16 protein-coding genes and 1 pseudogene are annotated in these 18,432 nt (G+C 71.8%); 12 read left to right on the plus strand and 5 right to left on the minus strand.

The features are described 5' to 3' along the window. Positions 1–46 precede the first annotated feature (46 nt). From FS641_RS17400 to FS641_RS17415, 4 genes are all read left to right on the plus strand, one after another. Entirely contained in the window at positions 47–1,429 is a 1,383-nt protein-coding gene (locus FS641_RS17400; RefSeq protein WP_144766175.1) for an MFS transporter, read from the plus strand. A gap of 163 nt (positions 1,430–1,592) precedes the next feature. Then, on the plus strand, positions 1,593–3,020 hold the full coding sequence (glmU, locus tag FS641_RS17405; protein ID WP_144766177.1) for a bifunctional UDP-N-acetylglucosamine diphosphorylase/glucosamine-1-phosphate N-acetyltransferase GlmU: 1,428 nt from the start codon (positions 1,593–1,595) through the stop codon (positions 3,018–3,020). 93 nt (positions 3,021–3,113) lie between these two features. After that, positions 3,114–4,091 (plus strand): ribose-phosphate diphosphokinase, encoded by a 978-nt coding sequence (locus tag FS641_RS17410; RefSeq protein ID WP_144766179.1) that lies wholly within the window; start codon positions 3,114–3,116, stop codon positions 4,089–4,091. Further along, entirely contained in the window at positions 4,091–4,867 is a 777-nt protein-coding gene (locus FS641_RS17415) for a putative protein N(5)-glutamine methyltransferase (RefSeq protein ID WP_144766293.1), read from the plus strand. Before FS641_RS17410 ends, FS641_RS17415 begins: the two co-directional genes overlap by 1 nt. 46 nt (positions 4,868–4,913) lie before the next feature. Here FS641_RS17415 and FS641_RS17420 read toward each other — a convergent pair whose 3' ends face one another. Beyond that, a complete protein-coding gene (locus FS641_RS17420; RefSeq protein ID WP_144766181.1) occupies positions 4,914–6,479 on the minus strand; it encodes a molybdopterin-dependent oxidoreductase in 1,566 nt (521 codons plus the stop codon). Positions 6,480–6,677: 198 nt separating this feature from the next. On the opposite strand from FS641_RS17420, the gene FS641_RS17425 reads away from it, so the two are divergent. Further along, the gene (locus FS641_RS17425) at positions 6,678–7,361 is read left to right on the plus strand and encodes a hypothetical protein (protein WP_144766183.1); all 684 of its coding nucleotides are present in this window, start codon (positions 6,678–6,680) and stop codon (positions 7,359–7,361) included. Between the two features lie 133 nt (positions 7,362–7,494). On the opposite strand, the gene gndA is transcribed toward FS641_RS17425, so the two are convergent. Further along, on the minus strand, positions 7,495–8,952 hold the full coding sequence (gene gndA, locus FS641_RS17430; protein ID WP_144766185.1) for an NADP-dependent phosphogluconate dehydrogenase: 1,458 nt from the start codon (positions 8,950–8,952) through the stop codon (positions 7,495–7,497). A gap of 119 nt (positions 8,953–9,071) precedes the next feature. Further along, positions 9,072–9,308: an SHOCT domain-containing protein gene (locus tag FS641_RS17435; protein ID WP_144766187.1), complete on the minus strand. Its 237-nt coding sequence runs from the start codon at positions 9,306–9,308 to the stop codon at positions 9,072–9,074. 215 nt (positions 9,309–9,523) lie between these two features. On the opposite strand from FS641_RS17435, the gene FS641_RS17440 reads away from it, so the two are divergent. Genes FS641_RS17440 through FS641_RS17455 form a run of 4 tightly spaced genes read left to right on the plus strand, consistent with a single transcriptional unit; the run spans position 9,524 to position 12,193 of the window. Further along, positions 9,524–10,885: a sensor histidine kinase gene (locus FS641_RS17440; protein ID WP_186317831.1), complete on the plus strand. Its 1,362-nt coding sequence runs from the start codon at positions 9,524–9,526 to the stop codon at positions 10,883–10,885. After that, positions 10,882–11,571, plus strand: a complete 690-nt coding sequence (locus tag FS641_RS17445; RefSeq protein WP_144766191.1) for a response regulator transcription factor — start codon at positions 10,882–10,884, stop codon at positions 11,569–11,571. The genes FS641_RS17440 and FS641_RS17445 overlap by 4 nt, the downstream gene beginning before the upstream one ends. Then, the gene (locus FS641_RS17450) at positions 11,568–11,819 is read left to right on the plus strand and encodes a hypothetical protein (protein ID WP_260855914.1); all 252 of its coding nucleotides are present in this window, start codon (positions 11,568–11,570) and stop codon (positions 11,817–11,819) included. Before FS641_RS17445 ends, FS641_RS17450 begins: the two co-directional genes overlap by 4 nt. Next, complete coding sequence (locus FS641_RS17455; protein ID WP_144766193.1) at positions 11,816–12,193, plus strand: type II toxin-antitoxin system death-on-curing family toxin; 378 nt, start codon at positions 11,816–11,818, stop codon at positions 12,191–12,193. The genes FS641_RS17450 and FS641_RS17455 overlap by 4 nt, the downstream gene beginning before the upstream one ends. Before the next feature lie 3 nt (positions 12,194–12,196). Here the strand turns inward: FS641_RS17455 and uxaC are convergent, their stop codons facing one another. Together uxaC and FS641_RS17465 are read right to left on the minus strand one after the other, a co-directional pair. Next, positions 12,197–13,621 (minus strand): glucuronate isomerase, encoded by a 1,425-nt coding sequence (gene uxaC, locus FS641_RS17460; protein WP_144766195.1) that lies wholly within the window; start codon positions 13,619–13,621, stop codon positions 12,197–12,199. 242 nt (positions 13,622–13,863) lie between these two features. Beyond that, positions 13,864–14,880 (minus strand): annotated as a pseudogene (locus FS641_RS17465) (LacI family DNA-binding transcriptional regulator); the annotation flags it as partial. Between the two features lie 216 nt (positions 14,881–15,096). On the opposite strand from FS641_RS17465, the gene FS641_RS17470 reads away from it, so the two are divergent. Genes FS641_RS17470 through FS641_RS17480 form a run of 3 tightly spaced genes read left to right on the plus strand, consistent with a single transcriptional unit; the run spans position 15,097 to position 18,412 of the window. Continuing rightward, entirely contained in the window at positions 15,097–16,437 is a 1,341-nt protein-coding gene (locus FS641_RS17470) for an ABC transporter substrate-binding protein (RefSeq protein ID WP_186317833.1), read from the plus strand. Then, positions 16,437–17,465: a carbohydrate ABC transporter permease gene (locus FS641_RS17475; RefSeq protein WP_144766198.1), complete on the plus strand. Its 1,029-nt coding sequence runs from the start codon at positions 16,437–16,439 to the stop codon at positions 17,463–17,465. The genes FS641_RS17470 and FS641_RS17475 overlap by 1 nt, the downstream gene beginning before the upstream one ends. Continuing rightward, entirely contained in the window at positions 17,462–18,412 is a 951-nt protein-coding gene (locus FS641_RS17480; RefSeq protein WP_144766200.1) for a carbohydrate ABC transporter permease, read from the plus strand. The genes FS641_RS17475 and FS641_RS17480 overlap by 4 nt, the downstream gene beginning before the upstream one ends. Positions 18,413–18,432 lie beyond the last annotated feature (20 nt).

Genomic DNA, 18,432 nt, shown 5'->3' on the forward strand with positions numbered 1-18,432 from the left:
GGTCCGCGGGCACCGGCGCGTCACCCGGACGCGCTACGGTTCGCCCATGACCGTCGCTCCGTCGCCGCAGCGCACCGACCGCCGCGCCCTCGTCTCGTGGGCGCTGTGGGACTGGGGCTCCGCGGCGTTCAACGCCGTCGTCACGACGTTCGTGTTCAGCACGTACCTCGCCAGTCGTGCCTTCGTCGACCCGGCCCTGGTCCGGGCCGAGGACACCACCGCGGCGGCCGCCGCGGCGGTCGAGCGGGAGCTCGCGCACAACGCCGCGGTGGTGTCGACCGCGCTGACGATCGCCGGCGTCGTCGTCGCCCTGGTGGCGCCGGCGGTCGGGCGGCTCGCGGACTCGTCGGGGCACCGTCGTCGTTCCGTGCTCGTCGCGACGATCGGTGTCGCGCTGTCGATCGGGGCGATGGTCTTCGTCGCCCCGAGTCAGCCGTTCCTCGTGCTCGGCGCCGCCCTGATCGGCATCGGGACCGTCGCGTACGAGATCGCCACCGTCGGCTACAACGCGATGCTCGGCCAGGTCGCGCCGGGCCAGCGGACCGGTCGGGTCTCCGCGATCGGGTGGGCGGCCGGGTACTTCGGCGGCATCGTGCTGCTCGTGGTGCTGCTCGTGCTCTGCATCCAGGACTTCGGCGGCGGCGACACCGGCGGGCTCCTGCACCTGCCGGCCACCGTCGCGAGCGGGCAGTGGGACGTCCGTGTCGCCATCGGCATCGCGGCGATCTGGCTCACCGTCAGTTCGATCCCGCTGTTCCTCGTCGTCCCCGAGGCCGAACCGGTCCCGGGACAGCGCGGCACACTGCTCTCCGCCTACCGCGACCTCGGCCGCGACGTGGCCCGGCTCTGGCGGGAGCGTCGGAACGTCCTGGCGTTCCTCGTCGCCAGCGCCGTCTTCCGTGACGGCGTCGGCGCGGTCTTCACCTTCGGCGGGATCATCGCCGCGCAGGTCTTCGGCTTCAGTGCCTCCGGCGTGATCCTGTTCGCGATCGTCGCCAACGTCGTCGCCGGCGTCGCGACGGCGCTCTCCGGTCGGCTCGACGACCGGTTCGGGTCCCGCGCGGTCATCGTGACCTCGCTCGTCGGGCTCGTGGTCTGCGGCACGGCGGTGCTCGTCGTCGGTACGGCGCAGATCGGCTTCTGGGTGCTCGGGCTCGCACTCTGCGTGTTCGTCGGCCCGGTGCAGGCATCGTCCAGGGCCTACCTCGCGCGCGTCGCGACCCCGGGCCGCGAGGGCGAGCTCTTCGGCCTCTACGCCACGACCGGGCGCGCCGCCGCGTTCATCGCGCCGGCGATGTTCGGCATCGCGGTCACGGTCACCGGGTCGACCCGGTTCGGGATCATCGGCATCGTGGCCGTCCTCGTCGTCGGACTCGTCCTGATGGCCTTCGTGCGGCGCGAGGACCGCCCGGCCCCGCAGGCCGGCTGACCGACCACCTGCCGGGAGGCGCGGTGCGCGTCGGGCGCGCACCGTGCCTCCGGGGGTGGCTCGGTCCCACCGGCGGTCGCCTCGTTCCTCCACCGGTCGTTCCCGGCGGCCCGCTGTCCACCGCGTGCGTCGGCGCCGCGGTGGCGGGTGCCAGGATGGGGACATGACCGAGCAGCGCATCGCCGTCGTCGTCCTCGCCGCCGGGCAGGGCACGCGTATGAAGTCGTCCACCCCGAAGGTGCTGCACCGGCTCGCCGGCCTGCCCCTCATCGCACACGTGCTGCGGACGGCGGAGTCGCTGGCGCCGGAGCACATCGCCGTCGTGGTCCGCCACGAGCGCGACCTGGTCGCGGCCGAGGTGACCGAGCGCGTGCCGGACGCCCTCGTGGTGGACCAGGACGACGTCCCGGGCACCGGGCGCGCCGTCGAGGTCGCCGTGCAGGCGCTGCCCGCCGACTTCGACGGTGCCGTGGTGGTGCTCTCGGGCGACGTGCCGCTGCTCGACGCGGTGTCCCTCCGGCAGCTCGCCGAGGTGCACGGCGCCGCCGGCAACGCCGTCACGTTCGTCAGTGCGATCGCCCCGGACCCCACCGGGCTCGGCCGCATCGTGCGCGACGACGCCGGTGCCTTCGTGGGCGTCGTCGAGCACAAGGACGCCGACGAGACCCAGCTCGGCATCACCGAGACGAACGCCGGCATCTACGCGTTCGACGTCGCGCACCTGCGCGCCGTGCTGCCGGCCCTGACGACCGACAACGCGCAGGGGGAGAAGTACATCACCGACGCCCCGGCACTCATCGCGGCACGGGGCGGCCACATCGATGTGGTCACCCTCGCCGACCCGTGGCTCGTCGCGGGGATCAACGACCGCGCACAGCTCGCCGACGCGGGTCGGGAGCTCAACGCCCGCATCGTCCGCGCCCACCAGCGTGCCGGCGTCACGATCCAGGACGCCGCCTCGACGTGGATCGACCTCGACGTGACGATCGAGCCGGACGCCGAGATCCTGCCGGACACCCAGCTCGTCGGGGCGACCGCGATCGCCGCCGGAGCCGTCGTCGGGCCGGGGACGACGCTCCGCGACACCGAGGTGGGCGCCGGGGCGACGGTGAACCGGGTCGACGCCACCCTCGCGGTGATCGGCGACGGCGCGTCGGTCGGTCCCTTCGCGTACCTCCGTCCGGGCACGGTGCTCGGCGACCACGGCAAGATCGGCACCTTCGTCGAGACGAAGAACGCCGTGATCGGTCGGGGCAGCAAGGTGCCGCACCTGTCCTACATCGGCGACGCCGAGGTGGGGGAGGACTCCAACATCGGGGCGAACACCATCACCGCGAACTACGACGGCGTGCACAAGCACCGGACCGAAGTGGGGTCGCACGTGCGTACAGGCTCGCACAACGTGTTCGTCGCCCCGGTTAGGATTGGTGACGGGGCGTACACCGGTGCAGGCACGACGGTCCGCAAGGACGTGCCGGCCGGGTCGCTCGCGATCAGCTACGCCCCACAGCGCAACACCGACGGATGGGTCGACGAACACCGGCCCGGTACGCCGGCGGCCGAGGCAGCTCGGCGCGCGCGAGGCGAATGACACCTTCTCGACGGCCCTCGGTCGTCAGCAGAGGGCTCGGACTCGGGCTCTCGACACACACGGCCCCACGGGGTCAGGGAGTGAGCACGGCACTTGTCCGGAATCAAGGCAACCGGCCAGAAACGACTCGTCCTCGTCTCGGGGCGCGCACACCCGCAGCTCTCCGCGGAGATCGCCGAGGAGCTCGGCGTCGATCTGGTCCCCACCGATGCTCGCACCTTCGCCAACGGTGAGCTCTACGTCCGCTTCGACGAGTCGGTCCGCGGCTGCGACGCGTTCGTCGTGCAGTCGCACACGGCGCCGATCAACGAGTGGCTCATGGAGCAGCTCGTCATCGTCGACGCCCTCAAGCGTGCGTCGGCGAAGCGCATCACCGTCGTGGCTCCCTTCTACCCGTACGCCCGCCAGGACAAGAAGGGCCGCGGGCGTGAGCCGATCTCGGCCCGCCTCGTCGCCGACCTGTTCAAGGCGGCCGGTGCGCACCGCATCATGAGCGTCGACCTGCACGCGGCGCAGATCCAGGGCTTCTTCGACGGCCCCGTCGACCACCTGTTCGCGATGCCGGTGCTCCTCGAGCGCTTCAAGGAGACGCTCGACCCGTCGACGCTGACGGTCGTCTCGCCGGACATGGGCCGTGTGCGCGTCGCCGACATCTGGTCCGAGAAGCTCGGGGCGCCGCTCGCGATCATCCACAAGCGGCGCGACCCGCTCGTGCCGAACCAGGTCACCGTGCACGAGATCGTCGGTGACGTCTCCGGACGCTGGTGCCTGCTCGTCGACGACCTCATCGACACGGGCCGCACGATCGCCAAGGCGGCGGAGGCCCTCAAGGCCGCCGGTGCGATCGGCGTCGTCGTCGCGGCCACGCACGCGGTGTTCTCCGACCCGGCGACCGAACTCCTGCAGAGCGAGTTCATCGACCGGGTGGTCGTCACCGACACGCTGCCGGTGCCCGTCGAGAAGCGCTGGGACCGGCTCGAGATCCTGCCGATCGCCCCGCTCCTCGCCCGCGCCATCCACGAGGTCTTCGACGACGGCTCCGTCACCTCGATGTTCGACGGGGCGGCCTGATCCACCCCGCACGGGACGCCCTCGCCGGTCGACTCCGGGCGGCGGGGAGCGTCTTCGCCGAGGACGAGGCCGACCTGCTGCTCGACGCCGGTGACGGCGATCCGGTGCGGTTGCGGACGCTCGTGCAGCGTCGGCTCGCGGGCGAACCGCTGGAGTACGTGCTCGGCTGGGCCGCGTTCGACGGGCACCGGATCCGCGTCACCCCCGGCGTGTTCGTCCCACGTACCAGGACGACGATCGTGGTCGAGCAGGCAGCGCGGCTGTTGCACCGGTACGACCGGGTCGTCGACCTGTGCTGCGGTGCCGGGGCGATCGCGGTCGCGCTCCTCGAACGGGTCGGCGCGCTCGACCTCGTGGCGTCGGACATCGACCAGGACGCCGTCGACGTGGCCGCGGAGAACATCGGCGACCGCGGCATCGTCGTCGCGGGTGACCTCTTCGCCGCGCTGCCGGCCCGGTTCCGCGGCGCGGTGGACGTCATCGCGGTGAACGCCCCCTACGTGCCGACCGACGCCGTCGCGACGATGCCGTCCGAGGCCCGCGACCACGAGCACCGCGTCGCGCTCGACGGCGGCGCCGACGGGCTCGACCTGCACCGCCGCATCGCCGCGGAGGCGGGGGCGTGGCTCCGTCCGGGCGGGGCCGTCGTCATCGAGGTCTCGACGGGGCAGGCCGACGCCTCGGCGGCGGCGTTCCACGAGGCGGGCTTCGACGCCCGCGTCGAGCGGGACGACGCGGTGGACGGCACCTGCGTGGTGGCGACCCGTCGCGACTGACGCGCGCCGGGCCTCCGGTCCGCGTCTGGCCGCGGTGTCCGTGCGGTCAGCGCACCGAGATCGTGATCGTGTCCCAGCCCGTCGCACCGTTCGGTGCCGGCGGCCGTTCGACGCTCGTCTGCACCTCGCCGTCGGCGCTGACGGCGCGGACCCGGACCTGGTGTTCGCCCGCCGTCGCGGTCCAGCGGAACACCCACTGGCGCCAGGTGTCCGCGGAGACGGAGTCGGCGAGCTCAGCGTCCTGCCACGCGGCATCGCCGATCTGCACCTGCACGGCCTTCACCCCGGTGTGCGGCTGCCAGGCGACGCCCGCGATCGCGACCCGGTCGCCGACCATGGCGCTGCTGCCGCTCGCCGGGGTGTCGATGCGGGACTCGAGCTTCACCGGGCCGCGCTCCGACCAGCCGCGCGGCGTCCAGTACCCCTGCGCGTCGGCGAAGCGGGTGACCTCCATCTCGGTGACCCACTTGGTCGCCGAGACGTACCCGAACAGGCCGGGGACGACCATGCGCACCGGGAACCCGTGCTCAGCGGGCAGCGGCTCGCCGTTCATCCCGACGGCGAGCATCGCGTCCGTGCCGTCGTCCTGCAGCACGTCGAGGGGTGTGCCGGCGGTGAACCCGTCGATGCTCCGCGACAGCACCATGTCGGCGCCCGCCTTCGGCACCGCGCGGGCCAGGAGCTCGCGGATCGGGTAGCCGAGCCAGCGGGCGTTGCCGATGAGGTCACCGCCGACCTCGTTCGACACGCAGCTGAGCGTCGCCAGATGTTCCTCGAGGGGGAGGGCGAGCAGCTCGTCCCAGGTGAGCGTGACCTCGTGCTCGACGGCACCGTGGATGCGGATGCTCCAGTCGGCGGGGTCGATCGACGGCACGCGGAGCGCGGTGTCGATCCGGTAGAAGTCGGCGTTGGGGGTGACGTACGGCGTGATGCCCGCGACGTCGAGCGACGCACCGGCGGGCACCGTCGGCGGCGTGTTCACCGGCTTCGGCAGGTGCACCGCGCGCCGGACCGCGGCCGCGCGCTGCACGGCGGCGGACCCGAGCCGGGAACCGGTGCCGACGACGAGGGCGAGCGCGCCGGCCGTGGCGGTCCACCCGAGGAACGCGCGCCGTTCCGGCAGCGGCGCCTCGGAGCGGGTGGGGGTGGCGGCCACGGCCTCCCACCGACGCAGCCGGGCGGTGACGAGTCGGAGCACGATGATCGCGGCGGCGACACCGACGACGCTCGGGGCCCCGTCGAGCATCCCCGAGTCCGAGCGGGTCGTGACGGCCAGCAGGGAGAGCGCACCGCCAGCGGCGAAGACGAGGGCACCGAACGGCGGTCGGGCACGTTCGAGGATCCCGGCACCGGCGGAGACGGCGAGCATGAGCACGCCCATGAGCACGAAGAGGGCGACCTTGTCGCCGGTGCCGAACAGGCTGACCATGAGGTCCTTCGCCCCGGCGGGTGCCAGGTCGATGACGGCCGAGCCGACGGCGACGAGGGGACTGCCGGCACCGCCGAGCACGAGCGCGGCGAGTTCGGCTGCGGCGAGGAAGGCGAGGGCGGCGACGACGCCGGCCGATGCGGCCAGCAGTCTCGGCCGCGACGGGGATCCGCTGGAGGGCACGTGCCGATGGTAGGTGCGTGGGCTGTGAGCGCGGTCGCCGTACCCGCGGGGATGGGTGGTGGGCCCGCGTGGCGCTCACTCCTGGGGCGCGCGCATGGGGCCTCGCTCGGGGGCCCGCTCGGGGTGCCCGCTCGGGGGCTTGCCGTGCGTTCACCTCCTGCGGGGGAGTTGCTCGTCGGGCCGTGCGAGGATCGGAGGGTGCCGACCCGACCCGACCGCGTTCCGCACCACGGTCGTGCGCGACGGCCGATGTCCCCGGCGCGACGCCTCGCCGTGGTGCGCTGGGTCGTGGTCGGGGTGTGGGCCGCGCTCCTCGTCGCCCGGATCATCGTCGTCGCGCGGAGCCCGCAGGCCGACCTCACCGTGTTCGGCATCGCGGAGATCGCCGTGATCGCGTGTGGCGTCGGCGTCATCCTCGGTGGGATGCTGCGCATGCAGGGTCTCCGCCGACGACGCGAGGACGAGTCGCTCGCACTGGCGATCCGCCGCATCGACCCGACCGTGTGGCTCGTGCCGGCGGCACCCACCGCCGAGCTCCGCGCCATGGTCGAGGGCGACCGCTCCGACGTCGAGCTCGGGCCGCGGGTGACCTGGGCGTTCGGTGCGACGGAGGCCTCGCTGTGGGAACTCGACGACCGCCGGGCGACCCGGCTGCTCGTGATCCGGTGGAGTCGGGTGATGCACGTCGGGCTCGAGGACGTCCCGGCACCGCGCGACCGAGGAGCCTGCGCCGTCGTGCTGCACTACGTCCGTCCGGACGACTCGATCGCGGTCGCGTCCTTCCACGTCCGGACGGCCCCTGGTTCGCGACGACTGCTCGGGCGGGGGCCGAAACTCGAGCGGCTGCTCGCGGAGCTCGCGCGGGAGCGCATCGTCGCCTGAGCGCACCTCGTCGCCTGAGCGCGCCGGGCGCGCCTCTGCGCCTGCGCGCATCTGCGTGCCTGACCGCACCCCGCGCGCACGAGAGCGGGCCCCGCCGGCGTGGCGGGACCCGCTCGTCGTGGTCGTGGAAGCGTCAGTGCGTCGACGGCTCCTGTTCGACCTCGCGGCGGTCGTCGTCGGACCACAGCGTGTGGAACGTGCCGTCCTTGTCGACCCGCTGGTAGGTGTGCGCCCCGAAGAAGTCGCGCTGCCCCTGGATGAGCGCCGCAGGCAGCCGGTCCGACGCGAGCGAGTCGAAGTACGACAGCGCCGAGGAGAACCCGGGAGCGGGGATGCCCGACGCGGCAGCGATGCCGACGATGCGTCGCCACGCCGCTTCACCCTCGGCGACGGCCTTGGCGAAGTACGGATCGACGAGCAGCGACGCGAGTTCCGGGTCATTGTCGTAGGCCTCGACGATGCGGTTCAGGAACTGAGCGCGGATGATGCAGCCGCCGCGCCAGATCTTCGCGATGTTGCCGAGGTTGATGTCCCAGCCGTACTCCTTGGCCCCGGCGATGATCAGGTCGAAGCCCTGCGCATACGCGACGACCTTCGACGCGTAGAGCGCTGCGCGGACGTCGTCCTCGAAGGTGTCGGGGACCTGCACGACGTCGGGTCGGTGCTGCACGGACTGCTGGACGGCTGCACGCTGCGCGGGCTTCGACGACACCGCTCGGGCGAAGACGGCCTCGCCGATGCCGGACACCGGGATGCCGAGCCCGACCGCGTTCTGCACGGTCCAGACGCCGGTGCCCTTCGATCCGGCTTCGTCGCGGATGACGTCGACGAGCGGCTTGCCCGTGTCGGCGTCCTGCTGCTTGAGGACCTCACCGGTGATCTCGATGAGGTAGGACTCGAGGTCACCCTCGTTCCACTGCTCGTAGATCTGGACGAGCTCGTCGACGCTGTGCCCACCGGCACGTCGGAGGAGGTCGTACGACTCGGCGATGAGCTGCATGTCGGCGTACTCGATGCCGTTGTGCACCATCTTGACGAAGTGTCCGGCGCCGTCGGTGCCGATGTGCGTGACGCACGGCTCGCCCTCGGCGACGGCGGCGATGGACTTCAGGATCGGGCCGAGTGTCTCCCAGGCCTCGTCCGACCCGCCGGGCATGATCGACGGTCCCTTCAGCGCGCCCTCCTCGCCGCCGGAGATGCCGGTGCCGACGAAGTTCAGGCCCTTCTCACGCAGGTCGTGCTCGCGCCGGATGGTGTCGTGGAAGTTCGCGTTGCCGCCGTCGACGATGATGTCGCCCGGCTCGAAGCGTTCGGCGAGCTGCCCGATGACGGCGTCGGTGCCCTTGCCCGCCTGGACCATGATGATCGCGGTCCGGGGCTTCGACAGGGACGCGACGAAGCCGTCGATGTCCTCGGACGCGATGAACCCGGCGTCGCCGTGTTCCTGCATGAGCTCTTCGGTACGGGCGTAGGTGCGGTTGTAGACCGCGACCGTGTTGCCCTCTCGCGAGGCGAGGTTGCGCGCGAGGTTCGATCCCATGACCGCGAGGCCGATGACGCCGATGTTCGCCTGTTCGTTGCTGTCTGGCACGTGGGTCTCCTTTGTCCTGCCGTTCCGACCCCAACCTACGATCCGGTGCCTGGATCCGCACGGGTGTGGGTGCAACCTGTGGGCACTGTTCACCCACACCCGAGCGGTGGAGGACTGTCCTACTTCCGGCTCAGCTCCGACAGGCGTGCGCGGTACTCCTCGGCGCTGATGTCGCCGCGGGCGAACCGGTCGGCGAGGACCGCGCGTGCGTCGGCGACCGCCCGCCAGCCGCCGCGGCGGGACACCGCGAAGACGACGAGGGGGACGAGGAACAGGAAGGAGAACGCGGGGAAGACGAAGAACGGGAAGCCGCCGCCGTGGAAGTAGGGTGCGGCCGTCGCGAGGGTGGTGAGCATGGGGACCTCCTGGGTGGGTTGCGGTGCCGCGGTTGCGACCCTCCAAGGCTCCGGTCTGGAGGCTCCTCACGCGTCCGCCGGCGAGCCCCACTTCCGCCTGCTCCCGCAGTCGTAGGGCGGGTTCTCCTCCACAGCCGGCTACTCCCCGGGGAGTAGTCCACAGCTCCTGCGCGAGCGGGATGACCGGCGTCGGGCCCGACCCTAGGCTCGAGCCCATGGACTCCGCGATCTCCGACACCGACCCGCACCGACCGCCCCACCGGCGGTTCGCACGGGTCGGACGGGTGCTGCCGATCGCCCTCGTCCAGGTCGTCGGCACGCTGGTGGTCTCCCGGTGGTCGGGCGGCTTCGCCGACGGCACCGGGCCGCCGTGGGCCCGACACGGCATGGACGGGGCGACGCCTGACCCGATCGTGCTGGGACCGCTGGCACTGGCACTGCTCGTCGCCGGTGTCCTCGCCCTGCCGTTCCGGTACCGCTGGCCGACCGTCGTCCTCGCGGTGACCCTCGCAACAACGATCGGGTACGCGCTCGTGGTCACCCCACGGGGGCCGTTCGTCGCGGCGCTGACGATGGCGATCGCGAACGCGTGGTTCCGCGGACACCGGGTGCCGGTCTACGTCGCTGCCGGGATCGCGCAGGTCGTGCTGCCGTCGGCCGACACGCTCACCGGCCGAGCGCCGTTCACGTCCGTGACCACGCTGACCCTGTGTCTCGCCTGGCTCACCGCGACCATCGCGCTCACCGAACTCGTGCGCGTCCGCGTCGCCCGCGCGGCGGAGGCACGTCGTGCCCGGGCGGCAGCGGAGCGAGCCAGGGCGGACGACGAACGGGTCCGCATCGCCCGCGAGCTCCACGACTCGGTGGCACACAGCATGTCCCTGATCAACCTGCAGGCCGGCGTGGCGTTGCACCTGGGGAACGAACTGCCCGAGCAGACCCGTGCGTCGTTGACGAACATCCGCGACTCCAGCAGACAGGCGCTCGTCGAGCTCCGGACGATCCTCGGCGTGCTCCGGTCGGTCGACGGTGCCGCGGGTGCGTCCGAACGGAACCCGACCCCTGGTCTCGACCGCGTCGCCGACCTGGTCGACCGTGCACGGGCGGCCGGCATCGACGTCGACCTCGACGTCAGGGGCGACCTCGACGCCGTCGGGGGCATCGTCGACCGCAACGCCTTCCGCATCGTCCAGGAGTCGGTGACGAACGTCATGAAACACGCCCAGGACCACCGGGCGCGCGTGCTGGTCGACGTCGGTGCCGAGGTGGTGGAGGTGACGGTGTCGGACGCACCGGCAGCACCGGACGTCCCCACGGGTGCGGCGCCCTCGAGCGCCGGGGTCGGTGCCACCGGGAACGGCATCATCGGCATGCGGGAGCGGGCGACGGCGGTCGGCGGCACGCTGCGCGCCGGGCCCACACCGGACGGCGGATGGTCCGTCCGGGCCCGCCTGCCGATCGGCGAACCCGAGCTCGGTGTCGTGGCACCGGCGCCGGCCGCCGGAGCGAGCCCAGGAGCGGACCACCCCGTGGCGGCCGCAGCACACCCCGAGACCGATCCGGAGCACCGAGGATGAACGAATCACCGACCGTGTCGGACATCCGGGTGGTGCTCGTCGACGACCAGGTGCTCGTCCGTGCCGGGCTCCGGGCACTCGTCGATGCCGAGCCCGGCATGACGGTCGTCGGTGAGGCGGGCGACGGGGACGCCGCCGTCGCGGTCGTCACCCGCGAACGTCCGGACGTCGTCCTCATGGACATCCGGATGCCCGGCAGCGACGGGCTCGACGCCACCAGGCGCATCTCCGCCGACGCGGCGCTCGCCGACGTCCACGTCGTGGTCCTCACCACCTTCGAGGAGGACGACTACGTCTTCGAGGCGATCCGCGGCGGCGCGGCCGGCTTCCTCGTGAAGGACACCGAGCCCGCTGAGCTCCTCCGAGCGATCCGGACCGTCGTGGTGGGGGAGTCCCTGCTCTCGCCGCGGGCCACCCGCTCCCTGGTCGAGGCGTTCGCCACCCACGCGAAACCGACCGCACTGTCCCCGGAGCTCGACGTCCTCACCGACCGCGAGCGTGAGGTCATGCGCCTCGTCGCGGCGGGGTGCACGAACACCGAGATCGCGGAGCGGCTGTTCGTGAGCTCCGCCACCGCGAAGACCCACGTCTCCCGGGCGATGATCAAGCTCGGCGCCCGTGACCGCGCGCAGCTCGTCGTCTTCGCCTACGAGACCGGCCTCGCCACGCCCGGGTGGCAGGCATGACCGTCCTCCTCCGCACTGATACCGCTCTTGATACCATCACGTCCATGGCGATGACACTCCGACTCGACGACGACGAATCGGCCGCCCTCCGCCGGCGGGCCGACCTCGAGTCACGCTCCATGCAGGACGTCGCTCGTGAAGCCGTCCGGGAGTACATCGAGCGCCACAGTCGTGGCGACCTCATCGACGGGATCCTCGACCGCGAGCTGCCCCGGTACGCGGAAGCGCTCGACCGACTGGCGCGATGATCCACCTCACCCTGGCCGAGGCGCTCCACGTCGCGCGCCGGACGATCGGACCCGAGGTGCTCGTGCGGGATGCCGGCCTGCTCGAGGCCGCACTCGCCAGGGCGGCCACGACCGTCGACGGTCAGGACGCCTACCCGACGCTGGTCGACAAGGCGTCGGCCCTGGTCCACTCCGTCGTCCCGAACCACGCACTCGTCGATGGGGACGAGCGGCTCGGACTGATGCTCCTGGTCGTGTTCCTCGGCGTCAACGGCAGGACTCTGACGCTGTCGAACGACGAGGCGTACGACCTCATCGTCGCGATCGCCGAGGGCGAACTCGACGACGTCGGAGCGATCGCCGCGCGGCTCGGCACCGGGGTCACCCCCGCCTGACGATCAGAGCTTGAAGGTCGCCCTCGGGATGTCGGACACGATGCGGTGGGCGGTGCGGACGGCGTCCTCCTCCGAGATCTGGTGCGTCACCACGAGAGACGCCAGGTACGCGGCGTCGGCGCGACGGGCCATGTCGTGACGCGCCGGGATGGAGCAGTAGGCCCGGGTGTCGTCGATGAACCCCGAGGTCTTCGTGAACGACGCGGAGTCGGTGACGGCCGCGCGGTACCGACCGATCGCGGCAGGGGTGTCGATGAACCACCAGGGAGCACCGGCGTACACCGCGGGGTAGAAGCCCGCGAGCGGACCGATCTCGCGGGAGAACACGGTCTCGTCGACGGTGAACAGCACGAGGTGGAACCCCGGTGCCGTGCCGAACGCCTCGAGGAGCGGACGCAGCGGCTCGGTGAAGGCGCCCACCGCTGGCAGGTCGTGCCCGGTGTCGGGACCGAACCGCTCGAGTGTCGGCGTGTGGTGGTTCCGGATCACTCCCGGGTGGAGCTGCATGACGAGGCCGTCGTCGACGCTCATCTCCGCCCACCGGAAGAGCATGTCGTGCCGGTAGGCCACGGCGTCGGCGGCCGAGACCTCGCCGCGGAGCGCATCCGCGTGGATGCGCTCGCGGTCGGCAGCGGGCAGCGGTGTCGAGCCCGCGTCGAGGACCCCGGTGTCCGTGGCGGTCGCCCCGTGCTCGATGAAGTAGCGACGTCGAGCGCGGAGCGCGGCGAGCAGCCCGTCGTGGGTTCCCGTGTCGATCCCGGCGGCCTCGCCGATGGACGCGACCACGAGCCTCCAGTCCGACCGGGACGGGTCGAACACGGCGTCGGCGCGGAACGTCGGGAGCACCCGCCCGGTGAAGCCGGGGTCCGCGGCGAGCCGGGCGTGTGCGGCGAGGTCGTCGGCGGGGCCGTCGGTGGTGGCGAGCACCTCGATGCCGAACGCGTCGAAGAGGGCGCGTGGTCGGAACGCCGGCTCCTGCAGCGCCGCGGCGAGTTGGTCGTACTGCGCGTCCGCGTTCGCGGCGGACGGGGCCTCGGTGAGCCCGAAGACGTCGTGCAGCTCGGTCTCGAACCAGGAGCGGACGGGCGTGCCGAGGAAGTCGTCCCAGTGCGCGGCGAGCTGCCCCCAGATCGACCGACCCGACGGCATGTGGTCGCGGTCACGGCCGAGTGCCTCGAGCGGGACGCCGTTCGCGTGCAGCAGGCGGAGCACGTAGTGGTCGGGCGTGATCAGGAGCGCCGCGGGGTCGGGGAACGGCTCGTCCGCGGCGATCATCGACGCGTCGACGTGTCCGTGCGGGGAGATGATCGGTGCGTCCCGCACCGCCTCGTAGACGGTGCGGGCGACCGCGGTCGTCGCGGGGTCGGCGGGGAACAGCCGATCGGGGTGCGGCGCGAGCGGGGCGGCGGCGATCTCGGTGGCGGTCATGGTCGGCTCCTTCGCGCGGACGGGGACTGCATGGACGGGGACTGCGTGGACGGAGGCTGCGTTGACGGGGGCTGCGTTGCCGGGGGACCTGGACGCTGCGTGGATCGCGGTGGCGGTGCATCCCGTGGAGGCCGTGCTGACGCCGCCGACGTCGGCGCTGGCCCGACGGACCCCGGCCCGGCGGACGCTGGCCCGGTCGGCGCCGGCCCGGCGGACATTTGCCCGACGGGCGGCGGCCCGGCGGGCGCCGGCCCGGTGGACTCGCGGACCCGCAGATGCGTCGGCAGCGCGACCGCGCCGGTCCGACCGCCCGGGACCTCGTCCGCCCCGGTCGCGCCGAGGCGACCGAGGAGCATGGTGATCGCGACCCGTCCCGCGCGCTCGATCGGCGACGACATCGTGGTGAGCGGCGGGTTGCAGAAGTCGGCGCCGAAGATGTCGTCACAGCCGACGATGCTCATGTCCTCGGGCACCCGCACGCCCCGTTCCCGCAGGCGGCCGAGCATCCCGATCGCGATGAGGTCGTTGAACGCGATGCACGCGGTCGCGCCGGCGTTCACGGCGGCGTCGGCGGCGGCGGCACCGGAGTCGACGAACGGGGCGTGCGGGCCGATCCGGGCGACCCGGACGTCGAGACGTCGCGCGACCCGGACCAGGGCCCGCCAGCGCCGCTCGTTCGACCACGAGCTGTCCGGGCCGGCGACGTACAGCACGTCCCGGTGTCCGAGGGACGTGAGGTGCTGCACGGCCTGTTCGACGCCTCCCGGGGTGTCGATGAGGACCGAGGGGACACCGTTCGGTCGGCGGTTGACGACGACGAGCGGGATCCGTTCCGCGTACCGGGCGATCTGCGTGTCCGACAGGCGCGACGCCGTGAGGACGACGCCGTCGGCCTTCGCGGAGACGGCGGTGAGCGCGGCGATCTCGGCCTCGGCGGACTCCTGGGTGTCGACGAGGAGCTGCGTCCACCCGGCGGCAGCGAGCTGGTGCTGCGTGCCACGGATGACGTCGAAGTAGAACGGGTTCGTGATGTCGGACACCAGGACGGCGACCGCCCGGGTCCGCCCGGACGTGAGTGCCCGGGCCTGGGAGTTCGGGACGTAGCCGAGCTCGCGAGCCGCCTGCTGGATGCGCTGCTGCGTGGCGCGGTTGACCCGGTCCGGGAGCGAGAGTGCGCGCGAGACCGTCGACGGGGCGACCCCGGTGGCGTCCGCGACGTCCCGGATCGTGACCCGGCGTGTGGTGTCGATCTCGCTCACGGTACCTCCCCGGCCCGACTCGGACTCGACGCGTCGGTGCGCCGATGGACCCGACGCGTCGGAGCGCCGATGCGGCCGACGCTATTCGGCTCTGGCAACAAGTGGCAACCGGTTGCCGCCTGTTGCCACGGGCGGGACAGTGGTGGTCATCCGGGCCGCGAGGTCCGGGTCACCCGGGCAGTGCCGCCCGGGGGAGGTCTCGAGGAGGAAACCCCCATGAAGCGACGGACCCTGATCGGTTCCGCGGTCGTGGTCGCCCTCGCCGCACTGTCCCTGCAGGGCTGTGCGGTCGTGAACGGCAGCGGCGACGACCCGAACACCCTCCGCGTGATGATGGGCGCGGACACCACCTACCCCCAGCAGCGCAAGCAGTGGCAGCAGGACACCGCCGCGGAGTTCAAGCGGACCACCGGCGCGGACATCCAGTGGGAGACCTACTCGTCCGCGCAGGAGGAGCTCACCGCCATCCAGACCAGCGTCATCTCCGGGCAGGGCCCCGACGTCTACGCCATCGGCACCACGTTCACCCCCACCGCCTACGCCACCGGCGCCTTCGTCGAGATGGGCAAGAAGGAGTGGGACGCCGTCGGCGGGAAGGACCGCTTCGACCCGGCGTCGCTCGGCATCTCCGGCCCGAGCGCCACGAAGCAGATCGGCATCCCGCTCGCCAGCCGCCCCTTCGTGATGGCAGTGAACAAGGACCTCCTCGCCCAGGCCGGCATCACCGCGATGCCGACGACCTGGGACCAGCTGACCGCGGACGCGAAGGCCACCACCGGCGACGGGCACTACGGCATGGCGATCGCCTACGCCGACGGGTTCGACCCGTGGAAGTTCGTCTGGGGCATGGCCGAGAACGCCGGCAACACGATCGTCGACGGCACGAAGGCCGAGATCGACGCCGAGGCCGTGCAGAACGCCTACCGCACCTACTTCGACTGGGTGACGAAGGACGGCGTCGTCGACAAGGCGGCCATCGGCTGGAACAACGCACAGGCCCTGGCGCAGTTCGCCGACGGCAAGGCCGCGTTCTTCCCGATGACCACGACCACGGCCATCAACTCGTTCAAGGACACCGCGGTGGACGGCAAGTACGCGTTCGCCCTGCTGCCGACCGTCCCCCCGGGTGCGACCACCCGACCGGCCGACGGCATCGACGCCGCGAGCATCCTGTCCGGCGACAACTTCGTCGTCGCCGACTACGGCACGAAGCAGGACCTGTCGTTCCAGTTCGTCAAGCAGACGACCTCGAAGCAGGCCCAGCTCGAGTACTACCGGCTGTTCGGCCAGCTGCCGACGAACGCCGCCGCCGCGGCCGAGCTCGCCGCGCAGGAACCCACCCTGAAACCGATCATCGACGCCGGGAAGCTCTCGAAGCCCACCGCCTTCACCGGCGCGTGGTCGGACATCCAGCTGTCGCTCGTCGACGTCGTCGTGCAGTCGATCCCGTCGCTGAAGAGCGGCGAGGTCACCGACGACCAGCTCCGGAAGCGTCTCCAGGACGCGCAGAAGGACGCCCAGTCCACCCTGAACCGTCAGAAGAACGGAGGTCTGTGATGACCGACACGCAGACCAGACCGGCCGCCGCGCAGGAACACACCGTGCGACCGCACGGCACGACCCCGCTGTACCGCAAGGAGCGTCCGCTCTGGATGCTCATCCCCGGCGGCGTGCTCATGATCGCCATCATCGTGGTGCCGCTGCTCGTCGGCGTGTACATCGCGATGCTCGACCTCGACCAGTACACCCTGCGCCAGTGGTTCAGCGCCCCGTTCGTCGGGTTCGCGAACTTCGCCGAGGCCGTCACGGACTCGCCGCTGCTGCACTCGATCTGGATCTCGTCCTCCCTCGCCGTGCTCGTCACCGCCGTGACCGTGCCGATCGGGGTGGCGGCGGCGATCTCCACGCAGAACCGGTTCCCGGGCCGTGGCCTCGTCCGCTCGATCTACCTGATCCCGTACGTGCTCCCCGCGTTCGTCGTCGGCACGTTCTTCCGCACCATGCTGCAGCCGCAGGGCGTCGTCAACGCGGTCTTCCACACCGACGTGCTCTGGCTCAACGGGAGCGCCTCCTACTGGGCGCTCGCCGCGGTCATGGTCTGGACGTCGTGGCCGTTCGTGTACCTGCTCAGCCTGGCGGGCCTCCAGGCAGTGGACCTGGAGGTCCACGAAGCCGCGTCGCTCGACGGTGCGACCTGGTGGATCAAGCTGCGCTACGTGGTCTTCCCCTACCTGCGGGGGCCGCTCAGCCTGGCGGTGATCATCGCGATCCTGCACAACATCAACAACTTCACGCTGCCGTTCGTGCTGTTCGGCATCCCGCTGCCCTCGAGCGTCGAGGTGATGCCGGTCCTGACCTACATCGCCAGCTTCCAGTCGTTCCGCTTCGGCCTGTCCGCGGCGATGGCGATCTGCTCCCTCGTGATCGTCGCGATCCCGCTGTTCGTCTACCTGCGCGCGGTCCAGCTCGACACCGGGGACGACGCCGGCCCGAGCCGCAAGCAGCGTCGCGCCGACCGCGCCACGCTCGACACCGCAGCCGTGGCAGCGCCCGCGGCCGCCGACATCGAAGGGGCCCGCGCATGAGCGGCTACAGCGCCACCAGGACCCGTGCCACGGCGACCCTCACCGAGAGCATCACGAGCCAGGGGAGCACGAAGCGGCACAAGCGCCCCTACGACACCGACGTCACCCGGCTGCTGCCGCGCTGGCTGCTCGTCGTCGTGATCGCCGTCATCATCGCGTTCATCGCCGTCCCGGTGCTCTACATCGTGTTCGGCTCGGTGAACTCGGACGTCGCCGTCGCACGGGGCGAGTACTTCCCGACCGAGTTCACGCTCGCCAACTACGCGGACATCTGGTCGACCGTCGCCCTCGGCACCGGCCTGCTCAACAGCATCCTCACCGCCGGTGCGGTCGCCGTCGCGAGCGCGGCGCTCGCCGTCTGCACCGCCTACGTGCTCGTCCGCTTCCGGTTCCTCGGTCGCCTGACGTTCCTCCGAGGCCTGCTCGCGCTCCAGTCGATCCCGGGCACGCTCCTGCTGCTGCCGGTGTTCGTCGTCTTCTCGAACATCGCGAGCGCGACCGGCGTCCAGATCATCGGCACCCGCTGGGGGCTCTTCGTCACCTACCTGACGTTCGCCCTGCCGTTCTCGACGTGGGTGATGGTCACCTACCTGCGCGGCCTGCCGAAGGAACTCGAGGAGGCCGCCCGCATCGACGGCGCATCCTCGACGACCATCCTCACGAGGATCGTCCTGCCGCTGTCCTGGCCGGGCATCGTCGTCTCCGCGATCTTCGCCTTCCTGCTCGGCTGGAACGACGTCCTGTTCTCCACGATCATGACGACCCCGAACACGCGCACCGTCGCCGTGGTGCTGCAGGTGCTCGGCACCGCGCAGGAGGGCGGCGCGGTCCCGATCTACGGCCAGATGATGGCTGCCTCGATCGTGTGTGCGGCTCCGGTGGTCGCGCTGTACCTGATCTTCCAGCGCTACCTCGTCGGTGGTCTCACCGCCGGCTCGGTGAAGTAGCGCGCGTTGTCCACAGATCC

Source organism: Curtobacterium sp. 9128 (assembly GCF_007673775.1).
Taxonomy (GTDB): Bacteria; Actinomycetota; Actinomycetes; order Actinomycetales; family Microbacteriaceae; genus Curtobacterium.

Excerpts from the sequence above, each read along its gene's own strand:
- FS641_RS17400 (WP_144766175.1), top strand. The coding sequence starts at position 47 with ATGACCGTCGCTCCGTCGCCGCAGCGCACCGACCGCCGCGCCCTCGTC.
- glmU (WP_144766177.1), top strand. The coding sequence starts at position 1,593 with ATGACCGAGCAGCGCATCGCCGTCGTCGTCCTCGCCGCCGGGCAGGGC.
- FS641_RS17435 (WP_144766187.1), bottom strand. The coding sequence starts at position 9,308 with ATGCTCACCACCCTCGCGACGGCCGCACCCTACTTCCACGGCGGCGGC.
- FS641_RS17440 (WP_186317831.1), top strand. The coding sequence starts at position 9,524 with ATGGACTCCGCGATCTCCGACACCGACCCGCACCGACCGCCCCACCGG.
- FS641_RS17445 (WP_144766191.1), top strand. The coding sequence starts at position 10,882 with ATGAACGAATCACCGACCGTGTCGGACATCCGGGTGGTGCTCGTCGAC.
- FS641_RS17450 (WP_260855914.1), top strand. The coding sequence starts at position 11,568 with ATGACCGTCCTCCTCCGCACTGATACCGCTCTTGATACCATCACGTCC.
- FS641_RS17455 (WP_144766193.1), top strand. The coding sequence starts at position 11,816 with ATGATCCACCTCACCCTGGCCGAGGCGCTCCACGTCGCGCGCCGGACG.
- uxaC (WP_144766195.1), bottom strand. The coding sequence starts at position 13,621 with ATGACCGCCACCGAGATCGCCGCCGCCCCGCTCGCGCCGCACCCCGAT.
- FS641_RS17470 (WP_186317833.1), top strand. The coding sequence starts at position 15,097 with ATGAAGCGACGGACCCTGATCGGTTCCGCGGTCGTGGTCGCCCTCGCC.
- FS641_RS17475 (WP_144766198.1), top strand. The coding sequence starts at position 16,437 with ATGACCGACACGCAGACCAGACCGGCCGCCGCGCAGGAACACACCGTG.
- FS641_RS17480 (WP_144766200.1), top strand. The coding sequence starts at position 17,462 with ATGAGCGGCTACAGCGCCACCAGGACCCGTGCCACGGCGACCCTCACC.